14 protein-coding genes and 2 pseudogenes are annotated in these 18,829 nt (G+C 75.1%); 2 read left to right on the top strand and 14 right to left on the bottom strand.

Annotation, left to right across the window (positions count from 1 at the left end; translation table 11 throughout):
• The first annotated feature begins 2 nt into the window (after positions 1–2).
• Positions 3–479 (top strand): FAS1-like dehydratase domain-containing protein, encoded by a 477-nt coding sequence (locus tag ACOQFB_RS07170; RefSeq protein WP_059436315.1) that lies wholly within the window; start codon positions 3–5, stop codon positions 477–479.
• A gap of 3 nt (positions 480–482) precedes the next feature.
• On the opposite strand, the gene ACOQFB_RS07165 is transcribed toward ACOQFB_RS07170, so the two are convergent.
• The 10 genes and pseudogenes from ACOQFB_RS07165 to trmFO form a co-directional block, all read right to left on the bottom strand.
• Complete coding sequence (locus tag ACOQFB_RS07165) at positions 483–1,223, bottom strand: tetratricopeptide repeat protein (RefSeq protein WP_421609707.1); 741 nt, start codon at positions 1,221–1,223, stop codon at positions 483–485.
• Between the two features lie 3 nt (positions 1,224–1,226).
• A pseudogene (gene dnaK / locus ACOQFB_RS07160) lies at positions 1,227–3,088 on the bottom strand (molecular chaperone DnaK).
• Positions 3,085–3,759 (bottom strand): tetratricopeptide repeat protein, encoded by a 675-nt coding sequence (locus ACOQFB_RS07155; RefSeq protein WP_494492518.1) that lies wholly within the window; start codon positions 3,757–3,759, stop codon positions 3,085–3,087. Before ACOQFB_RS07155 ends, dnaK begins: the two are co-directional and overlap by 4 nt.
• A gap of 420 nt (positions 3,760–4,179) precedes the next feature.
• Positions 4,180–5,109: an ornithine carbamoyltransferase gene (argF, locus tag ACOQFB_RS07150; protein WP_059436311.1), complete on the bottom strand. Its 930-nt coding sequence runs from the start codon at positions 5,107–5,109 to the stop codon at positions 4,180–4,182.
• A 12-nt stretch (positions 5,110–5,121) separates the two neighbouring features.
• Positions 5,122–6,327, bottom strand: a complete 1,206-nt coding sequence (locus ACOQFB_RS07145; protein WP_059436310.1) for an acetylornithine transaminase — start codon at positions 6,325–6,327, stop codon at positions 5,122–5,124.
• A 56-nt stretch (positions 6,328–6,383) separates the two neighbouring features.
• On the bottom strand, positions 6,384–7,781 hold the full coding sequence (gene hslU, locus ACOQFB_RS07140; RefSeq protein ID WP_494492517.1) for an ATP-dependent protease ATPase subunit HslU: 1,398 nt from the start codon (positions 7,779–7,781) through the stop codon (positions 6,384–6,386).
• A gap of 43 nt (positions 7,782–7,824) precedes the next feature.
• Positions 7,825–8,370, bottom strand: coding sequence for an ATP-dependent protease subunit HslV (gene hslV / locus ACOQFB_RS07135; RefSeq protein WP_059436308.1), 546 nt, complete (start codon positions 8,368–8,370; stop codon positions 7,825–7,827).
• A 72-nt stretch (positions 8,371–8,442) separates the two neighbouring features.
• Positions 8,443–9,468, bottom strand: coding sequence for a tyrosine recombinase XerC (gene xerC, locus ACOQFB_RS07130; protein ID WP_421609709.1), 1,026 nt, complete (start codon positions 9,466–9,468; stop codon positions 8,443–8,445).
• Positions 9,469–9,519: 51 nt separating this feature from the next.
• Positions 9,520–11,115: a TolB-like translocation protein gene (locus ACOQFB_RS07125; protein ID WP_421609710.1), complete on the bottom strand. Its 1,596-nt coding sequence runs from the start codon at positions 11,113–11,115 to the stop codon at positions 9,520–9,522.
• Positions 11,064–12,421: pseudogene (gene trmFO / locus ACOQFB_RS07120) on the bottom strand (methylenetetrahydrofolate--tRNA-(uracil(54)-C(5))-methyltransferase (FADH(2)-oxidizing) TrmFO). The gene ACOQFB_RS07125 and the pseudogene trmFO overlap by 52 nt, the downstream one beginning before the upstream one ends.
• 154 nt (positions 12,422–12,575) lie before the next feature.
• Here trmFO and ACOQFB_RS07115 point away from each other — a divergent pair.
• Positions 12,576–13,010 (top strand): TraR/DksA family transcriptional regulator, encoded by a 435-nt coding sequence (locus tag ACOQFB_RS07115; protein ID WP_059438475.1) that lies wholly within the window; start codon positions 12,576–12,578, stop codon positions 13,008–13,010.
• Between the two features lie 83 nt (positions 13,011–13,093).
• Here the strand turns inward: ACOQFB_RS07115 and topA are convergent, their stop codons facing one another.
• From topA to ACOQFB_RS07095, 4 genes are all read right to left on the bottom strand, one after another.
• A complete protein-coding gene (gene topA, locus ACOQFB_RS07110) occupies positions 13,094–15,589 on the bottom strand; it encodes a type I DNA topoisomerase (RefSeq protein ID WP_421609711.1) in 2,496 nt (831 codons plus the stop codon).
• Between the two features lie 3 nt (positions 15,590–15,592).
• Positions 15,593–16,468: a DNA-processing protein DprA gene (gene dprA / locus ACOQFB_RS07105; protein WP_421609712.1), complete on the bottom strand. Its 876-nt coding sequence runs from the start codon at positions 16,466–16,468 to the stop codon at positions 15,593–15,595.
• A gap of 170 nt (positions 16,469–16,638) precedes the next feature.
• Positions 16,639–17,961 carry a LysM peptidoglycan-binding domain-containing protein gene (locus ACOQFB_RS07100; RefSeq protein WP_421609713.1) on the bottom strand — a complete coding sequence of 441 codons (1,323 nt, stop codon included), beginning with the start codon at positions 17,959–17,961 and terminating at the stop codon, positions 16,639–16,641.
• Positions 17,958–18,827, bottom strand: coding sequence for a tetratricopeptide repeat protein (locus tag ACOQFB_RS07095; protein WP_421609714.1), 870 nt, complete (start codon positions 18,825–18,827; stop codon positions 17,958–17,960). Before ACOQFB_RS07095 ends, ACOQFB_RS07100 begins: the two co-directional genes overlap by 4 nt.
• Positions 18,828–18,829 lie beyond the last annotated feature (2 nt).

The raw sequence follows: 18,829 nt of genomic DNA, 5'->3' as shown, positions 1-18,829 counted from the left end.
GCGTGCCCATCGACCGCAAGCACCTCGGCCGGCGCTACGGCCCGTACCGCTTCACCGTGGGTCCCGAGCAGATCCGCGACTTCGCCTCGGCCACCGGCGGCGGCGTGCCGGGCCGGGTCTTCTCGGTGGCGCCGGAGCGCGCCCACCCCTGGACCTGGGACGAGGCCGCGGCCGCCGCCTCGCCGCACGGCGGGCTGGTCGCGCCGCCCACCTTCGCGGCCGCGTTCGCGATCCAGCCGTTCGCGAACGCCTGCGCCGACCCGGAGCTGGGCGTGAACGTGCTCCGCCTGGTCCACGCCGAGCAGTCCTTCGAGCTGGAGGCGCCGGTGCGCCCCGGCGACGTGCTCGAGACCGAGGGCGAGATCACCCGGATCCAGGACCGGGGCAGCCTCGACTTCCTCGAGGTCACCACCGAGACCCGCAACCAGCGCGGCGAGCGCGTGGTGCGCGGGGTCTGGACCGCGATCATCCGGAACTGACGCTCAGGCGGTGATGACCCCGTCCGCGATCAGGTTCGCGAGGATGCGGGCCGTGTCGAGGCGCGGGAGCCCGGAGAGCGCGAACAGCGCCTCGTAGTCCACGAAGCCGTCGATCTGCGCGAGCAGGAAGCCGGCGCGGTGGTCCAGGTTCAGCCACATGATCTCCTCCGGCTTGATGGCGAGCCGGGGGACGCCGCCGAGCGGGCCGAGCTTCGACTCGTACATCGCGATGAGGGTGGCCTCGTTCTGGCGCAGGTACTCGCGCGCCTCGCGGTGGTCCGGGTCCACCTGCAGGATCTTCTCGATGAGCTCCAGGGAGCCGGTGAAGTCGCCCAGCGCGAACAGCTCGCGGGCGGCCTGCATCCAGACCTCCACGTCGCGGCCGCCCGGGGACTCGCCGGGCGCGGACTTCGCCGGCACCAGCGGGCGGATGTCGGACTTCTCCGCCACCGCGTCGAGATCCAGGCCACCCTCCGGGTCCAGCTCCAGCTCGATGATCTCGGCCGCGGCGGGCAGCGCGTCCCAGGGCGAGTGCCCGGGCGCCGCGGCGGGGGGCGGGAGCGGGACCGGCTCCGCCGTGGCGCCGCCGGGCATCCCGCCGCCGAGCAGGGACAGGTACGAGCGCGCCTTGGGGTTGCCGGGGTCGCGCTCCAGCGCCTGCTGGAACGAGCGCAGCGCCTCGCCCACCCGCCCCGCCACGTAGGCCTTGATGCCGCGGTCGATGAGCTCGCTCACGTCCGCCACGGCTCACCTCGCCCCGGGTCGCGCGGTGGCGGCCAGGCCCTTGAACAGCTGCAGCGTGCGCTCCAGCGGCTCCTCCTCGGCGGCGAGCGCGGCGAGGTCGCGCGCCTCGACGGCGGTGCGCGCGCGGGCGAGCACCCCCTCCGCCTTGAGCACCGCGTCCTTGCCGAACCGGGTGCGCTCCAGCGCGTCGTGCACCTCCGGGCCGAGCGCCTCGATCTCGCGCACCAGCGCCAGCACCCGGTCGCGCCGAGCCTCGAACTCGCGCGCGGTCTGCTTGCGCTCGAGCAGCTCGTCGATCTGCTCGTCGAGGATGTGCCGCATCTCGTCCTCGGTGAGGCCGGAGGTGGCGGTCACCGAGATCGACTGCTGCAGGCCGGTGGCCACGTCGCGGGCCGACACGCCCACGATGCCGTCGGCGCTGATCTCGAAGGTGACCTCGATCTCCACCTCGCCGCGGCGCGCCGGCCGGATGCCGTCGAGCACGAACTCGCCCAGCAGCTCGTTCTCGATGGCGCGCTCGCTCGCGCCCTGGAGCACGGCGATGCGCACCGAGGTCTGGTTGTCCTGCACCGTGGTGAACAGGTGGGTCTGGCTGGTGGGGACGGTGGTGTTCCGCGGGATGACGGTCTGGAAGTAGCCGCCCACCACCATGAGCCCGAGGTTCTGCGGGGTGACGTCGAGCAGGAGCACCTCGGCGCCGGCGTGCGGCGCGGAGAGCGCCTGCGCCTGGATGGCCGCGCCCAGCGCCACCACCTCCTCCGGGTGGACGCCGCGGCACGGCTCGCGCCCGAAGAACTCGCGCACCGCCTGCTGCACCCGCGGCATGCGGGTCATCCCGCCGACCAGCAGCACCTCGCCCACCTGCGACGGCCGCACGCCCGCGTCGCGCAGCGTGCGCTCGGTGACCGCGATGCACCGGTCCACCAGGTCCTTGGTGAGCTCCTCCAGCTTCTCGCGCGAGAGCTGGCGGTCGAGGTGGAGGGCGCTCTTGCCCTCCCCGCCCCCCACCAGGAACGGCAGGTGGATGGCGGTGGACGGGAGCGAGGACAGCTCGCACTTGGCCCGCTCGGCGGCGTCGCGCAGCCGCTGGAGCGCCATCTTGTCCTGGCGGAGGTCGATCCCGCCGTTCTCCTTGGCGAAGCCGAAGGTGAGCCAGTCCATCACCCGGCGGTCGAAGTCCTCGCCGCCGAGGTAGGTGTCGCCGCCCACCGCCACCACGTCGTAGACGCTCTTGCCGATGTCGAGCACCGACACGTCGAACGTGCCGCCGCCCAGGTCGAAGACCACCACCTTGCGCTCGATCTGCTTGCCGAAGCCGTACGCGAGCGCGGCGCTGGTGGGCTCGTTGATGATGCGGAGCACCTCGAGCCCGGCGATCCGCCCGGCGTCCTTGGTGGCGTGGCGCTGGCCGTCGTTGAAGTAGGCCGGGACGGTGATCACGGCGCGGCTCACCGGCTGGCCCAGCCACGCCTCGGCGTCCGCCCGCAGCTCGGCCAGCACCATGGCCGAGATCTCCTGCACGGTGAGCGTCCGCCCGCCCAGCTCCACGCGGACGTCGTGCCCCTCCGGCCCGGCCACCAGCCGTACGGCAGCACCCGGCGCGCGTCCTCGATCTCCTTCGAGCCCCAGCGGCGGCCGATGAGCCGCTTCGCCGCGAAGACGGTGTCCTCGGCGTTGGTGATGGCCTGGCGCTTGGCGAGCGCGCCGACCAGCCGCTTCCCGTTGCGCGCGAACGCCACCACCGACGGCGTGAGGAGCTGGCCGCTCCGGCCCGGGATGACGCGCGGGACGCCGTCCTGCACGGTGGCGACCACCGAGTTGGTGGTGCCGAGGTCGATGCCGATGACGGGCTCGCTCGCGCTCATCCGAGGAAGCTCCAGCGCAGCCGCTTCAGCCGCTCGCGCGCCTGCTCCAGCTTCGGGTCCAGCTCCACCGCCCGCTCCAGCGCGCGGCGGGCCTCCTTGCGCGCGCCCTGGGCCTCCAGCGCCAGCCCCAGCGCCTCGTGCGCGAACCCGGCCGACGGCTGGGCGCGGACCGCCGCCTCGGCCAGCTCGCGCGCGGCGACCGCGTCGCCGGCCGCGAGCGCCGCCCGGGCCCCGCCCGCGGCCGCCCGCGCGTGGCGGGGGTCGGCCTCGAGCGCCTCGCGGAACGCCGCGAGCGCCCTGGCGGGCGCGCCCATGGCCTCGGCCGCCAGCCCGCGCTCGTACGCGTCGCCGGCGCGCTGCACCGCCGCCCGCCCCCGCGCCTCGGCCGCGAGCGCGGCCACCTCGGCGTTCTGCGGGTCCATCCCCTGCGCCAGCACCAGGTCGTTCGCGGCCTGCGCCACCTGCCCGGCCTGCAGGGCCTCCTTCCCCCGCCGCACCAGGTCGGCCACGCGCCCGGCGCGGGCCACCAGCGGGCTCTGCCGGGCGAGCCGCGCCCGGCGCTCCGCCGAGCGGCGCTCGTCCTCCAGCTTGCGCAGCTCCATCCGCGCGAACTCGTCGGCGGGCGCGGTCTGCCGCGCGTAGGCGGCGCGCCGCGCCTCGTCGCAGAGCACGTCGCGCGCCTCGGTGAGCCGGCGGAAGACCTTCTCCAGCCGCGCGGTAGCTGCCCAGCCGCTTCCCCGGGTAGCGGTCCGGATGGAAGACCTTCACCTTCTCGAGGTACGCGGCGCGCGCGGCCTCCACCGGCGCGTTCCAGGCCAGGCCCAGGACGTCCCAGTGCGTCCAGCGCGGCAGGCTCCCCTCGGCGAACAGGATCTCGCGGCGCCGCTCGGCGTCGAGGTCCACGTCCTCCTGGAGATCCGCCGGATCGAACGCGAAGCCGCTGTATCGATCCACGCTCAACCGTTTCCCCCCGCCCGCACCTCGGCGGCCCCGAGATTAACGACCGGGACCGCAGGGGGTCAAATCCGCTCCGGCGCGCGCGCCCGCCCCACGGGCCCCGGACACGCGCCGGGGCCCGTCCCGGCGGCCAGTCACCGGCCCGCGAGCAGCAGCTCGAGCAGCGCCTTCTGGGCGTGCAGGCGGTTCTCGGCCTCGTCGAACACCGCCGACTGCGGCCCCTCCAGCACCTCGTCGGTGATCTCCTCGCCGCGGTGCGCCGGGAGGCAGTGGAGCACGACGGCGTTCGGCCGCGCCTGGGCCATCAGCGCCCGGTCCACGATGAACCCCTCGAAGCGGCGGCGGCGCTCCTCCGCCTCCTGCTCCTGGCCCATGCTGGCCCAGACGTCGGTGTTCACCACGTGGGCGCCCGCCACCGCCTCGGCCGGCGAGCGGAACACCTTCGCGCGCCCGGCGGCCCGGGCGAGCAGCGCCGCGTCCGGATCGTAGCCCGCCGGGCAGGCGAGGTGCAGCTCGAACCCGAGCAGCACGCAGGCCTCGAGCCAGCTGTTGGCCATGTTGTTGCCGTCGCCCACCCAGGCCACCCGCAGGCCGGGCTTGGTGAGCGCGTCCGACCCGAAGCGCTCGGTGACGGTGAGCAGGTCGGCCAGCACCTGGCACGGGTGCGAGGCGTCGGTGAGCGCGTTCACCACCGGCACCCCGGCGTAGCGCGCCATCTCCTCGATCTTGTCGTGCCCGTAGGTGCGCACCACCAGGCAGTCGAGGTAGCGCGACAGGACGCGGGCGGTGTCGCGGATCGGCTCGCCGCGCCCGAGCTGCGTGTCGCGCGGCGAGAGCATGATCGCGCCCGCGCCGAGCTGGTTCGCGGCCACCTCGAACGAGACGCGGGTGCGGGTGGAGGCCTTCTCGAACACCAGGCCGACCGTGCGCCGCTCCAGCGGGCGCGGGCCGCCCCTGCCGAGGAGCTTCCACTCCGCGGCGCGCTCCACCAGCTCGAGCAGCTCCGAGCGGTCCAGGTCGGTGATGCGGAGGAAGTCGCGCTTCTCGCGAGGCGAGGTGGCCATCGGGGTCCTCTCTCAGGGCTTCGCGGGCGCCGCCGCCAGGGCCGCGCCGAGCCGCTCCAGGGCCAGGTCGGCCTCGGCGGCGGTCAGGTTGAGCGGCGGGGCCAGGCGCAGCACGTCGTCGCCGATGGCGTTCACGAGCAGCCCGCGGGCGCGGGCGGCCTTCATCACCTCGGCGGCGGCCACGCCCTGCACGACGACGCCGAGCAGCATGCCGCGGCCGCGGACCCGGGCCACCCGGCCGCCGGCGGCGAGCGCCTCCAGGCCGGCGCGGAGCCGCGCCGCGACCTCGCGCGAGCGCTCCAGCACGCCGCCCCTCAGCTCGGCCAGCACCGCCAGCGCCACCGCGCAGGCGAGCGGGTTGCCGCCGTAGGTGGTGCCGTGGCTGCCCGGGGTGAGGTGCTGGCCGACCTCCTCGGTCGCGAGCATCGCGCCGATGGGGAACCCGCCGCCGAGCGCCTTCGCGCTCGACATGAGGTCGGGGGTGATCCCCTCCCACTCGTGCGCCCAGAACCTCCCGGTGCGGCCCATGCCGGTCTGCACCTCGTCGAGGCACAGCAGCACGCCCTTCCTCCGCGTCAGCTCGCGCACGGCGCGCAGGTAGCCCTCCGGCGGCGGGACCACGCCGGACTCGCCCATGATCGGCTCGACCATGAACGCGGCCACCGTGTCGTCGAGCGCCGCCTCGAGCGCGGCGAGGTCGCCGTACTTCACGTGGCGGACGCCGGGGACGAGCGGCGCGAAGCCGACCTGGTACTTCTCCTGCCCGCCCACGGTGACGGTGAAGAGCGACCGGCCGTGGAACGAGTCGGTGCAGGAGACGATGACGTTCCGCTCGGGGTGGCCGCGGTCGTGGTGGTACTTGCGCGCGAGCTTCAGCACCGCCTCGTTCGCCTCGCCGCCGCTGTTGCAGAAGAACGCGCGCGACGCCCAGGGCGTCACCGCCAGCAGCGCCTCGGCGAGCTCGACCTGGCGCGGGATGAAGTAGTGGTTCGAGACGTGCCAGACGGTGCGGGCCTGCTCCTCGAGCGCCTTCACCAGCGCCGGGTGGCAGTGGCCGAGCACGTCCACCGCCACGCCGCCGAGGAAGTCCAGGTACTCGTTGCCGTCGGCGTCCCAGACGCGGACGCCCTCGCCGCGCGCGATGGCCACCGGCTGCTGCCGGTAGTTGGGCGTGAGCACCTTCTGCGCGCGCTGGGCGATCGACTCGTTGCGTGTCATTCCGCGCTTATAGCAGCCGGGCGGCGGAGAGTTCCAGATCCGCGAGGGCCCGCGCCTCACAGGATGTAGCGCGAGAGGTCCTCGTCCTGCGCGATGCCCTGGAGCCGGTCGCGCACGTAGGCGGCGTCCACCACGATCCGCTGCCCGCGCAGCTCCGAGCCCTCGAACGAGAGCTGGTCCAGCAGGCGCTCCATCACGGTGTGGAGGCGGCGCGCGCCGATGTTCTCCATGCGCTCGTTCACCTCCGCGGCGATGCGCGCGATCTCGTCCACGGCGTCGTCGCGGATCTGCACGTCCACGCCCTCGGTGGCGAGGAGCGCGGTGTACTGCCGCACCAGGCTGTTGCGCGGCTCCTTGAGGATGCGCACCAGGTCCTCGCGGGTGAGCGGCTCCAGCTCCACGCGGATGGGGAAGCGCCCCTGCAGCTCGGGGATGAGGTCGGACACCTTGGCGACGTGGAACGCGCCGGCCGCCACGAACAGCATGTGGTCGGTCTTCACCACGCCGTACTTGGTGTTGACGTTCGACCCCTCGACGATGGGCAGCAGGTCGCGCTGCACACCGCCCCGCGAGACGTCCGGCCCGCGCACGCCGCCGCCCTCGCCGCCGGCGATCTTGTCGATCTCGTCGATGAACACGATGCCGGCGTTCTGCGCGCGATCCAGCGCCTCGCGCGTCACGCGCTCCATGTCCACCATCCGCGCGGCCTCCTCGTCGGTGAGCAGCTCGAGCGCCTCCTTCACCTTCACCTTGCGCTTCCGCTTGCGGCCGCCGCCGCCCAGCATCCCGAGCAGCGGGTTGTTCCCCAGGTTCTGGACCATGTCCTGGAGGCCCTGCGCCATGTCCTCCATGCCCGGGCCCATGAACGGCATCACCGGCATGGAGCGCTCCGAGAGCTCGACCTCCACCAGGTCGTCGTCGAGCGTGCCGGCGCGGAGCTGCGCGCGCGCCTTGTCGCGGGCGCCGGCCGCGGAGCCGGCCGGGTGCGACGCCGGCGCGGCCTGCGGCTCCTCGGCCTGCGCGCCCCGCCCGCCGAACGGGTTCCGGAAGCCGAGGCCGAACCCGGAGCCGAAGCCGAGCGCGTCGAGGACCTTCTCCTCGGCCGCCTCGCGCGCGCGCTCGCGCAGCTTCGCGATCTCCTCCTCCTTCACCAGCTTCACCGCCGCCTCGACCAGGTCGCGGATCATCGAGTCCACGTCGCGGCCCACGTAGCCGACCTCGGTGAACTTGGACGCCTCGACCTTGACGAACGGCGCGCCCGCGAGCCGCGCCAGCCGGCGCGCGATCTCGGTCTTCCCCACGCCGGTGGGGCCGATCATGATGATGTTCTTGGGCAGGATCTCGTCGCGCAGCTCCGGGCCGACGCGCTGGCGGCGCCAGCGGTTGCGCAGCGCGATCGCGACCGCGCGCTTCGCCTGCGCCTGGCCGACCACGTAGCGATCCAGCTCCGCCACGATCTCGCGCGGCGTGAGGTCCGCGGCTTCGCGCTCGGCGCCATCACAGCTCCTCGATGGTGAGGTTGCCGTTCGTGTAGATGCAGATCTCGGCGGCGAGCTTCATCGCCTCCTCGGCCACGCGCCGGGCGTCCAGCGTGGAATGGGCGAGCAGCGCCCGGGCCGCGGCCAGCGCGTAGGGGCCGCCCGAGCCGATCGCCGCCGCGGCCCCGTTCGCCACCGGGTCCGGCTCGATGACGTCGCCGGCGCCGGACAGCACCAGCACGTGCTCGCGGTCGGCCACCACCAGCAGCGCCTCCAGCCGGCGCAGCATCCGGTCGGTGCGCCACTGCTTCGCGAGCTCCACCGAGGCCCGCGGCAGCGAGCGCGCGTGCTCCTTCAGCTTCTTCTCGAACAGCTCGAAGAGCTGGAACGCGTCGGCGGTCGCGCCGGCGAACCCCGCCACCACCTGGCCCTCGCCCAGCCGCCGCACCTTGCGGGCGGTGGCCTTCATGACGGTCTTGTCCAGGGTGACCTGGCCGTCGCCGGCGATCACCACCCTGCCCTCGCGGCGCACGCAGAGGACGGTCGTTCCGTGCATGGGGCGCATGCCCGAGAGGTAGCGCGGCCGCGCCCGGGGGGCAACGATTCACGGCGGGTCGCCCGCGCCCGAGGTCCGGCGTCAGCGCGCGCCGCGCCCGCCGCGGGCGCTGCGGCCGGGTGCCGCGCCGCGCCCGCCGTCCCCGGGGCCGGCGCCCGCGCCGCCCGCCGCGCCGGCCCGCGCGCGCGGGTGGGCCGCGTCGTAGACCGCCGCGAGCCGCTTCCAGTCGAGGTGCGTGTAGCGCTGCGTGGTGGAGAGCGAGGCGTGCCCGAGCAGCTCCTGGATGCCGCGCAGGTCGGCGCCGTTCCCGAGCAGGTGCGTGGCGAAGCAGTGGCGCAGCACGTGCGGGTGCACGTGGCGCGGCAGGCCGGAGGCGAGCACCCAGCCGTCCAGGCGGCGCGCCACCGAGCGGCTGGTGAGGCGGCCGCCGCGGAAGTTCAGGAACAGCGCCTCCCCGGCGCGGGCGTGGTCCGGCCCCGCGGCCAGCACCGGTCGCGCGCCGTCCAGGTAGCGCCGGAGCGCCTCCGCGGCCGGGGCGCCGAACGGCACGATGCGCTCCTTGTTCCGCTTGCCGAGCACGCGCACCAGCCCGCCGGCGAGGTCGAGGTCCTCGAGGTCGAGGCCGGTCAGCTCGGAGACGCGCAGCCCGCTCCCGTACAGCAGCTCCAGGAACGCGCGGTCGCGCAGCGCGAGCGGCGCCTCGGTGTCGGCGTCCGGCGTCTCCACCAGCGCCGCGACCTCCTCCTCGGGCAGCACCTCCGGCAGGCGCTTCGGCCGCTTCGGGCTGGCCACCGCGCGCGCCGGGTTCCCGGGCGCCAGCCCCTCGCGCACCAGGAAGCGGTAGAGCGAGCGGAGCGCGGAGAGCTTGCGGCCGAGGCTCACCGCCCCGGCGGCGCCGGCCTGGCGCGCCAGGAAGCCGCGCACCAGCGCGGGCGAGGACGGCACGAGCGGCTGTCCCTGGTCGGCGAGGTAGGCCGCGTACTGGGCCAGGTCCACCTGGTACGCCTTGCGCGTGTGCGGCGAGGCCCGCTTCTCCGACGCGAGGTACGCGTCGAAGCGCCGGAGCTCCTCCGGCAGCTCGGTCGGGGCGGCCGCGTCGGGCGTCATCGGGGATCGCCTACCACCGCGCGGCCCCGGGCGACAGTTCCTGGCGGGCGGCTACCGCGGCAGCTCGGCCACGTAGGCGCCCTGGCGCTTCTCGTGGATGACGGCGTAGGCGAGGCGGCGCGAGTCCGGGCCGAGGAACTGGGCCGAGCCGGGCAGCACGTAGGTGTCCACCCGCGTCAGCTTCCCGTCCTTCCAGACGGCGACGTCGAGCGCGTCGCGGTCCATGCGCTGCCAGGTGACCAGCAGCCGCCCGGGATCGCGCGGGTCGTACTCGAAGCTCTTCGCCCCGTCCGCCACCCGCTCCGGCTTCGCGCCGGCGGCGAGCCCCTCGGCCGGGATGCGCTCCACGTCGCAGCCCTCGCCGTTCCGGACGCAGCGGGTCCGGTAGTAGAGCCAGCGCGCGTCCGGCGAGAAGGAGAAGCCGAACGCGCCCTGCGCCACCTGGACCGCGGCGGTGCCCGGGGGCGCGTCGAGCTGCGCGAGCATGAGGTCCACCGAGTAGCCGCCGCGGGTGGTGTGCTGCAGGAACGCGAGGCGCTTGCCGTCGGCGGAGAGCTCGAGGTCGGTCACGTTCGCGCCGTAGGTGCGCGACGGCAGGTCGAGCCCGCCCGCGCCGGCGGTGCCGGACCGGACCCGGGCGTCGAACCGCTCCAGCCAGGCGAGCCGCGGCGCCCGCTGCGCCCAGCGCAGCTCGCCCACCTCGCGCGCGAGCACCGCGTCGCCGGGCTTCGCCACCAGGGCCAGGTGCAGGTCGCCCTGCTTCCCGGGGGTCGCGTCCGCCAGGAACGCGAGGGCGCGGCCGTCGCGCGAGAACGCGAACACCTGCACGTCCTTGCCGAGCACGGCCTGGCGCGGGCCGGCCAGGTGGAGCGCGTAGCCGCCCCCGTCCTGCACGGTGTACGCGTACGCGCCGCCCGGCGCGAGCGCGTAGTCCCCGCTCCGCTCCGCCACGCGGCGCGCCCGCCCGTCCGCCCCGACGGCCGACAGCGCCGCGCCGGCCGACGCGCCCTGGCGCACCAGCAGCGCCGGCCCCTCCCCGCCGCCCCAGCCCGGCCCGGCCTCGAGCGAGCCCACCCGGTCCAGCCCCGCCACCGGCTCGGGCTCGCCGCCGCCGCGCGACACGAGCAGCCGGCCGTCGGCGACGAACAGCAGGTCCTCGGTCCCGGGCGCGAAGCCGGCGAACGACACCGCCGTCCCGAGCGTCCGCGGCGCCCCGCCCGCCCGCACCACCACCAGCGTGCCGCGCGCGGCCGGGTAGTCGTACTCGCCCAGCGCCGCGAGCGTCGCGCCGGCGGGGCTCCAGAGCAGGCCGTGCGGGAGCGTGGTGACCGCGCCCGCCACCCGGCGCGCCTCCCCGCCCGCGCTCGGCACCAGCCGCAGGTCGCAGCTCGCGGTGCGCGGCGGCAGGAACTGGCCGCGCGCCTCGTTGCAGCCCTCGAGCACCGCCAGCCAGGCGCCGTCGGCCGAGGCCTTCACGGCGCGCACCGGGCCGCGCAGCAGGGCGCGCCCCGGCGCGCCCCCGCCGGCGGCCTCCGGCTCCTTCTTCGCGGTGCAGGACGCGGCGGCGAGCGCGAGCGCCAGCGCGGCGGCGCGGGTCAGCCCGCGGCGGGAACGGGGACGGCGGTGGGCGGTGCGGTGTCGATCCACGGTGCCAGCTCCTTGCGCGCCCGCTCCACGTGGGCCTCCTTGCGGCCGGCCTTGCCGCGGAAGCGCCCGGTGAGCGGGGGGAACAGCGCGAAGACCACGTTCGTCGGCTGGTAATCGTACCCCGGCGGATGCGCCTCGCCGGTGAGATGTCGATGGAGGGCGCCCAGGGCGGTCGCCGCGGGCGGCGGCCGGAAGGCCCGGCCCGCCAGCCGGTCCAGCACCGCCCGCGCCGCCATCAGCCCGCACGCGGCCGACTCCACGTACCCCTCCACCCCGGTGATCTGCCCGGCCAGGAACAGGTGCGGGGCGGCGCGCACCGACAGGTCCGGCGCGAGGACGCGGGGGGCGTCCACGAACGTGTTGCGGTGGATCTGGCCGAGCCGGACGAACTCGGCGTTCGCGAGGCCGGGGAGGAACGCGCGGAAGATGCGGCGCTGCTCCGGCCAGGTGAGGCGCGTCTGAAAGCCCACCAGGTTCCAGGCGGTGCCCTCGACGTCCTCGCGGCGCAGCTGCACCACCGCGTGCGGCCGGCGCCCGGTGCGCGGGTCCTCGAGCCCCACCGGCTTGAGCGGGCCGTGGGCGAGGACCTCCGTCCCGCGCTCCGCCATCACCTCGATCGGCAGGCAGCCCTCGAAGTAGCGCGGCTCCTCGAACCCGTGCGCGGGCACCTTCTCGCCCTGGAGCAGCGCTCCACGAACGCGTGGTACTGCGCCTCGTCGAGCGGCAGGTTCAGGTAGTCGTCGCCGCTCCCCTTGCCGTAGCGGGAGCGCGCGTACGCGATGCTCCGGTCGATCGACTCCGCCGCCACGATGGGCGCGATGGCGTCGTAGAAGTGCAGCCGCCCGCCGGTGGCCTCGGCGAGGCGCGCCGCGAGCGCGTCGCCGGTGAGCGGGCCGGTGGCGATCACCGCCAGCCCGGGGGGCGGCGGCAGGTCCTCCACCTCGCGGTGGACGATCCGCACGGCGGCGTCGCCCGAGAGCCGCGCCGTGACCGCCTCGCTGAACCGCTCCCGGTCCACCGCGAGCGCGTCGCCGGCCGGCACGCGCGTCGCGTCCGCGCAGCCGAGCACGAGGCTGCCGAGGCGGCGCAGCTCCTCGTGGAGCAGGCCGACGGCGTTGTGCGGGTTGTCGGAGCGGAGCGAGTTGGAGCAGACCAGCTCGGCCAGGCCGGGCAGGACGTGCGCCGGCGAGCGGCGCTCGGGCTTCATCTCGACCAGCTCGACCGCGACGCCGGCGCGCGCGAGCTGCCACGCCGCCTCGCTCCCCGCCAGGCCCCCCCCGATCACGGTCACCCGCGTGTCGCCCATGCGCCCCTTCCGTCTCCGCCGTGCCCCGGCTGGTCGCCTGCCCTGCAGGCGCTCTCCGTCGCCTCGTCCGGCCGACCGTCCTGGCCGCGCGCCCGGAGGGTGCGCAACGTCACGAGGAGCGCGCACGGCCCGGGACGAGGCGGCGGCGGAGGGGATGGCCGGGCCGGGCGCGCTCCATCTATCCCCGCTGCGAAAGGAACGCAACGTGAGCGACAGGGACCTTGGAGCGCTGCGGGCGGAGCTGCTCCGGCGGCGCCGCACGCTGCTCGAGACCTCGCGACGCGCGAGCGCCGAGCTCGACGCGCTGCGGGCGGCGGACCGCGATCCCGAGTTCGAGGAGGGCGCGCAGGCCGAGCACGAGCAGTACACGCTGGCGCGCCTCGGCGAGAACCAGCGCCGGGAGCTGCTGCTGATCGACGCCGCCCTCGCGCGCGTGGACGCGGGGGAGTACGGCATCTGCCGCGACTGCGAGCAGGAGATCGACCCGCGCCGCCTCGCCGCCCTGCCCTACGCGCTGCTCTGCACCGAGTGCGCGCAGCGCCGCGAGCGGGCGCAGTTCGCGCTCCAGGGCGAGCCGCCCACGATGTGAGGCCGGGCGCGCCGGAGGCCGGCCCGGGGGAGCCCCGGCGCCGGCCTTCGCGTGTCCGCGGCGGCCCCGGGGCGCTGCGCTCGCTACGCCTTGGCCGGCTCGGCGCGCGCCGCCCCCGCCCCGCCCTCGCGCGGCTCGGCCTCGCGCCGGTAGCCGCACTCCTTGTTCGGGCAGGCGACGAACGGCCCGGTCTTCTTCGAGTACTTGTCGAGCAGGTAGGCGCTGCCGCATTGCGGGCAGGTCTCGTTGCGCGGGCGGTCCCAGGCCACGAAGTCGCACTTCGGGTAGGACGAGCAGCCGTAGAACGTCTTCCCGCGGCGGGAGCGCTTCTCGCTGATGTAGCCGCCGCAGCCCTTCGGGCAGGTCACGCCGATCGAGACGGGCTTGGTGCCCTTGCAGTCCGGGTAGCGGGTGCAGGCGAGGAACCGGCCGAAGCGGCCGCGCTTCATCACCATGTCGGCGCCGCACTCCGGGCACTTGTCCTCGACCGGGACGTCCTCCTCCTTCTCCGGGACGATGTTCCCGTCCTCGCGCCGGAAGTTCATCGTGTTCCGGCACTCCGGGTACCCGGGGCAGGCCAGGAACTCGCCGTTGCGGCCCCACTTGATGACCATCTTGTGCTGGCCGCACTTCTCGCAGGTGATGTCGGTCTCGATGGCCTGCGCCTTCACGTTGCGCATGGCCTCGTCCGCCTTCGCGAGGTCCTCCTTGAACTTGGAGTAGAACTCCTCCAGCACCTGCTGCCAGCCGGCGTTGCCCTCCTCGATGCCGTCGAGCTTCTCCTCCATCCCGGCGGTGAAGGCGATGTCCATCTCGCGGGGGAAGGCCCGCACCAGCTCGTCGGTCACCAGCACGCCGAGGTGGGTCGGCTTGAACTGCTTCTCGAGCTTCTCGACGTAGCCCTTCTCCTGGATCGTGTCGAGGATGGCCGCGTAGGTGGAGGGCCGGCCGATGCCGCGCTCCTCCATCTCCTTCACCAGCGAGGACTCGTTGAAGCGCGGCGGCGGCTGGGTGAAGTGCTGCTCGGGCAGCAGCTTCAGCAGGCGCAGCTCCATCCCGGCCTCGAGCGGCGGGAGCTGGCGGTCCTCGGCGCGGGCCGCCGGCTCGGCGGCGTCGCCGTTCGTCTTCTCCTCCTCGGCGCCGGCCTCCTCCTCGGGCGGCTTCGCGCCGTAGACCGCGAGGTAGCCGGGGAACTTGAGGATCGACCCGGTGGCCCGGAACACGGCGCGGCCGGCGGCGATGTCGGCGGAGGTCTGGTCGTACACGGCCGGGACCATCTGGCAGGCCACGAAGCGGTTCCAGATGAGCTCGTAGAGCCGGTACATGTCGCGCTCGCCCATCTCGTCGAAGAACGGCGCCACGCGATCGGGCGTCCACTCCAGCGAGGTGGGGCGCACCGCCTCGTGCGCCTCCTGCGCGGCCTTCGCCTTGGTCTTGTAGACGTTGGCCTGCTCCGGCAGGTGGTCCTTCCCGTACGCCTGCTGGATGTGGGCGCGCACCGCGTCCACCGCCTCGGTGGCGAGCCGCACCGAGTCGGTGCGCATGTACGTGATGAGGCCGATGGCCCCCTCGTCGCCGAGCTCGACGCCCTCGTACAGGCGCTGCGCCAGCGTCATGGTCTTCTTCGGGCTGAAGCCGAGGCGGTTCGCCGCCTCCTGCTGCAGCTTCGCGGTGGTGAAGGGCGGCGGCGGGTTGCGCTTGCGCTCCTTGCGGTCCACCGAGGCGACCACGAACCGGGCGCCCTCCAGGTCCTTCACCAGCGCCTGCGTCTCCTCGCCCTGCTTCAGGTCGGCCTTCTGGCCGTCCACCTTGAAGATCTTGGCGCGGAAGTCGGGCGGGACCTGGGCGGCGAGGTCGGCGTCGAGCGACCAGTACTCCACCGGCACGAACGCCTCGATCTCGCGCTCGCGCTCCACCACCAGGCGGACCGCCACCGACTGCACCCGCCCGGCGGACAGGCCGCGGCGGACCTTCTTCCAGAGGATGGGGCTGATCTGGTAGCCGACGAGCCGGTCGAGGATCCGGCGGGCCTGCTGCGAGTCGAACTTCTTGCGGTCGAGGTCGAGCGGCTTCTCGATGGCCTTCTGGATGGCCGTCTTGGTGATCTCGTTGAAGAGCACGCGGCGCACCCGGGCGTCGCCGCCCTCCGCGCCGAGCTCCTCGGAGATGTGCCAGGCGATGGCCTCGCCCTCGCGATCGGGGTCGGTCGCGAGGAAGACGTGGTCGGCGGTCCGCGCGGCGCGCTTGATCTCCGAGAGGACCTTGGCCTTCCCCTTGATGACGTCGTACTCGGGGAGGAAGCCCTTCTCGACGTCCACGCCGATCTTCGACTTGGGCAGGTCCTTCACGTGGCCGACCGACGCCTTCACGTCGAACGACCGCCCCAGGTACTTCTTGATGGTCTTCGCCTTGGCGGGCGACTCCACCACCACCAGGCTGGTCCCGGTGGACGTCTTGCGCGCTGCGCGGCGGGGGGCCTTCGGCGCGTCCGCCCCTGCGGCTGCGGCCGCCTCCTTCGGGGCCGCCGCGGCCTTCGCCTTCTTCACCGCGGCCACGCCCGTCTTCGGCTCTCTCGCCATCCTCTAGATCCCCTCTCGACTGCGGCGCAGAAAGTAATGGCCCGGCCGCTGCTCGCACAGACCTTCCAGCTCGAGCGTCAGGAGCCCCGCCAGCGCGGCTCCCACCGGGATGCCCGCCTCGCGGGCGAGCTCGTCGGCGTGGCGCGGCCGCCGCCCCAGCGCCCGGAGCAGGGCCGAGCCCCGGTCGTCGAGCGCGGGCAGCGAGGCCTGGACCGGCGCGGGCGCCGCGAGGCCCAGCCCCGCCAGCACGTCCGCGGCGCTCGCCGCCACCGCGGCGCCCTCGCGCAGCAGCGCCAGCGGCCCCGCGGACAGCGCGTCGCGCACGTCGCCGGGCACCGCGAACACCTTCACGCCCTGCGCGCGGGCCCAGGACGCGGTGATGAGCGAGCCGCTACCCTGGCGCGCCCGCACCACCACCACCGCGTCGGCCAGCGCCGCGATGATCCGGTTGCGGGCCGGGAAGTGGTACGGAAGCCCGCGGCTCCCGTCCGGCAGCTCCGACACGAGCGCCCCGCCCGACTCCAGGATGCGCGCGAAGAGCGCGCGGTTCTGGGCCGGGTAGGCCACGTCCACGCCGGTGCCCAGCACCGCGACGGTGTGGCCCCCGGCCTCGAGCGCGCCGCGGTGGGCCGCGCCGTCCACGCCCGCCGCGCCGCCCGAGATCACCGACACCCCGGCCCGCGCCAGCCCGGCCGCCAGGTCGCGGGCCAGCAGCTCGCCGTACTCGTCGGTCGCCCGGGCGCCCACCAGCGCGACGCTGCAGGCCGCCGTCCCCAGCTCGCCGCGCACCCGGAGCTCGCGAGGCGCGTCCGCGAGGCGCGCCAGGCGCTCGGGATAGTGGCCGTCTCCGGGCCGGAGGGTGCGCGCGTCGAGGGACAAGTGGTTGCCGCGGTGAGACGCTGTGAAGGCGGGCCATATACCCGTGGGGTCCCACAGCGTCAAGCAAGGCCGCCCGGACGCATGCATGGGGCGTGCACGAAAACACCCCGGGAAGACGGGGCAATCCCCCGCCCTCCCGGCCGCCGGACGGCCAGCGGCCGCCCCGCCGCCTACTGGGGGAGCGCGCGCGCGGTCCGCATCTCGAAGCGGTCGCCCACGAGCAGCTCGACGCGGCTGCGCGTCACCAGCGCGGCCGAGGCGTGCTCGCGCGCGTCGATGACCAGCAGGTCGCCCACGTCCTCCTTGGGGAGGGCCGGGTCGTTCGGGACCGCGTTCGGCTCCAGGCCGTACAGGTCGCCCGAACGGACCACCTTGAGGCTGTTGCCGGTCTGGACGCCGTCGGCGCTGCCGCGGTCCACGAACACCACCTGGTGCTCGGCGAACTGGGTCACGACCGACACCGGGGAGGCGATGATCACGCCGTGCAGGTCGCGCTGGTTGGCGCGCGGGTTCACCGGGCGGAACACCTTGTCCGTCCAGGGCCCGAGCAGCGCGCCGCGCTCGATGACGTCGTTCGCGCTCGCGATCACCAGCGTGGCGGCCTTGTCGTCCACCGCCACCACCTTGGCCGAGCCGAGGATGCGGGTCTGGTAGCCGAACAGCTCCTTCGTGATCGGGTGCCGGATCGGGCGCTCGGTCTTGTAGACCACGTACGTCTCGCCGGGCCTCACGCCGGCCGCGCGCTTGAAGTGCGCGTAGCCGCGGTCGAGCGAGGAGAGCATCAGCTTCTCCTCGAACGCGGCCTCGATGGCGCCCGACTCGTCCAGCTCGCGCGGCGTGACGAAGCTCTCGTGCAGCGCGTAGCGCTGCCTGGACGGGACGAAGCCGATCTTGTACGGGCCCGAGACCGCCACCGCGTCCTGCTCCTCGGCCGAGGCCGGGGCGTTCATGTCGGCGCGGGAGAAGTCCTCCAGCTCGCGCACCGGCGCGGGCTCCTCCTCCACCTCGTCCACGCCGGCCACCGCCTCGACGCGCGCGGGCGCCTCGTCGGCGAACGGGTAGAAGCGGAGCAGGTTGCCCGGGTAGATCCAGTGCGGGTTGGTGATCTCCGGGTTGTAGGACCAGATCTTGGGCCAGTACCAGGGGTTCGAGAGGAAGCGGCCGGAGATGTCCCAGAGCGTGTCGCCCTCGCGGACCGTGTACGTCTCCGGGGTCCCGGCGCCGCCGGCGGCGGGGACGGCCTCGGGCGCGGCGCCCAGCTCGATGGGCGGGGTGCCCTCGGGCTCGGCCGCGATCGGCACCGCGTCGCCCGCGGGCGGCGCGTCCGCCGGCGCGGCGGTCGCGCCGGTGGCGGCGTCGATGGCCTGCTCCACCCGCGCGTTCCCCTGGTCCGAGGTGGCCTGGGTGCCGCGGGCCGCGTCCAGCGCGCCGGCCTGGGCGAGCGCGGCGGCCGGGACGAGGGCCAGCAGGGCGACGACGTGCTTGCGGATCATGGAGCGCTCCTTGTCGGCGCGGCGGCCGGCGACGCATCGCCGGCCCGCGCGGAGAGTTGGCCGAGGCGTCCGCCCGCGCGCTGCGCGGCCGGGGTCCCCGGGTAATCGTCGACGAGCCGCCGGAGGAGGCTGCGCTCCTCGTCGGCGCGCCCGAGCCGGGCGGCGCACGCGGCGAGCCGCTCCAGCGCGGCGCTCATGGCGTCGCCCGCCGGGTACTCGTCGGCGGTCCGGCGCACCAGCGCGCACGCGGCCTCGTTGCGCCCGGCCGCGGCGTACGCCTCCGCCGACTCGAGCAGCGCGTTGTCGGCGGCGGGGTGGCGCGGGTAGCGGGCGGTGAAGTCCTCGAGCGCGTGGGCCCGATCCAGCCCGCCCTTGCGGCGCGCCGCGCGCAGCTCGCCGTCGGCCTCCGCCGCGATCCCGCGGCCGCCCGGCAGGGCCAGGGCGTCGAGGCGCGCGGGATCCGGCTCGGCGATGCGCACCGCGGTGGGCACCGGCGGGGCCGCGCGCGCCGAGCGCGCCGGGCTCGCGCGCGGGGGCGCGAGCTTCACCACCTGGAGGTCCGGCGGCACCACCGGCGCCGCGGACACGAAGCCGGAGGGCTCTGGGTCGACCGGGCGCGGCTCGGGCGCGGGGCGCGGCGGGATCGGGGTCGAGGCCGGGCGCGCCGGGGCGGCGCGGGCGCGGGCCGCCAGCGCGTCCACCTGGCCGGAGAGCGCCTCGACGCGCCGGGACAGCTCCTCGTTCTCGCGCCGGAGCGCGCGCAGCTCGCCGCGGAGCCCGTCCACGTCCTCGCGCGAGACGGCGCCGCCGGCGCAGCCGGCGACGAGGAGCAGGGCCGCCGAGGCCTCTCGCACGAAGGGTCTCAAGA

It is taken from the genome of Anaeromyxobacter sp. Red801, from assembly GCF_049201065.2.
GTDB lineage: Bacteria > Myxococcota > Myxococcia > Myxococcales > Anaeromyxobacteraceae > Anaeromyxobacter.
This window is presented reverse-complemented; position numbering and strand designations above follow the sequence as displayed.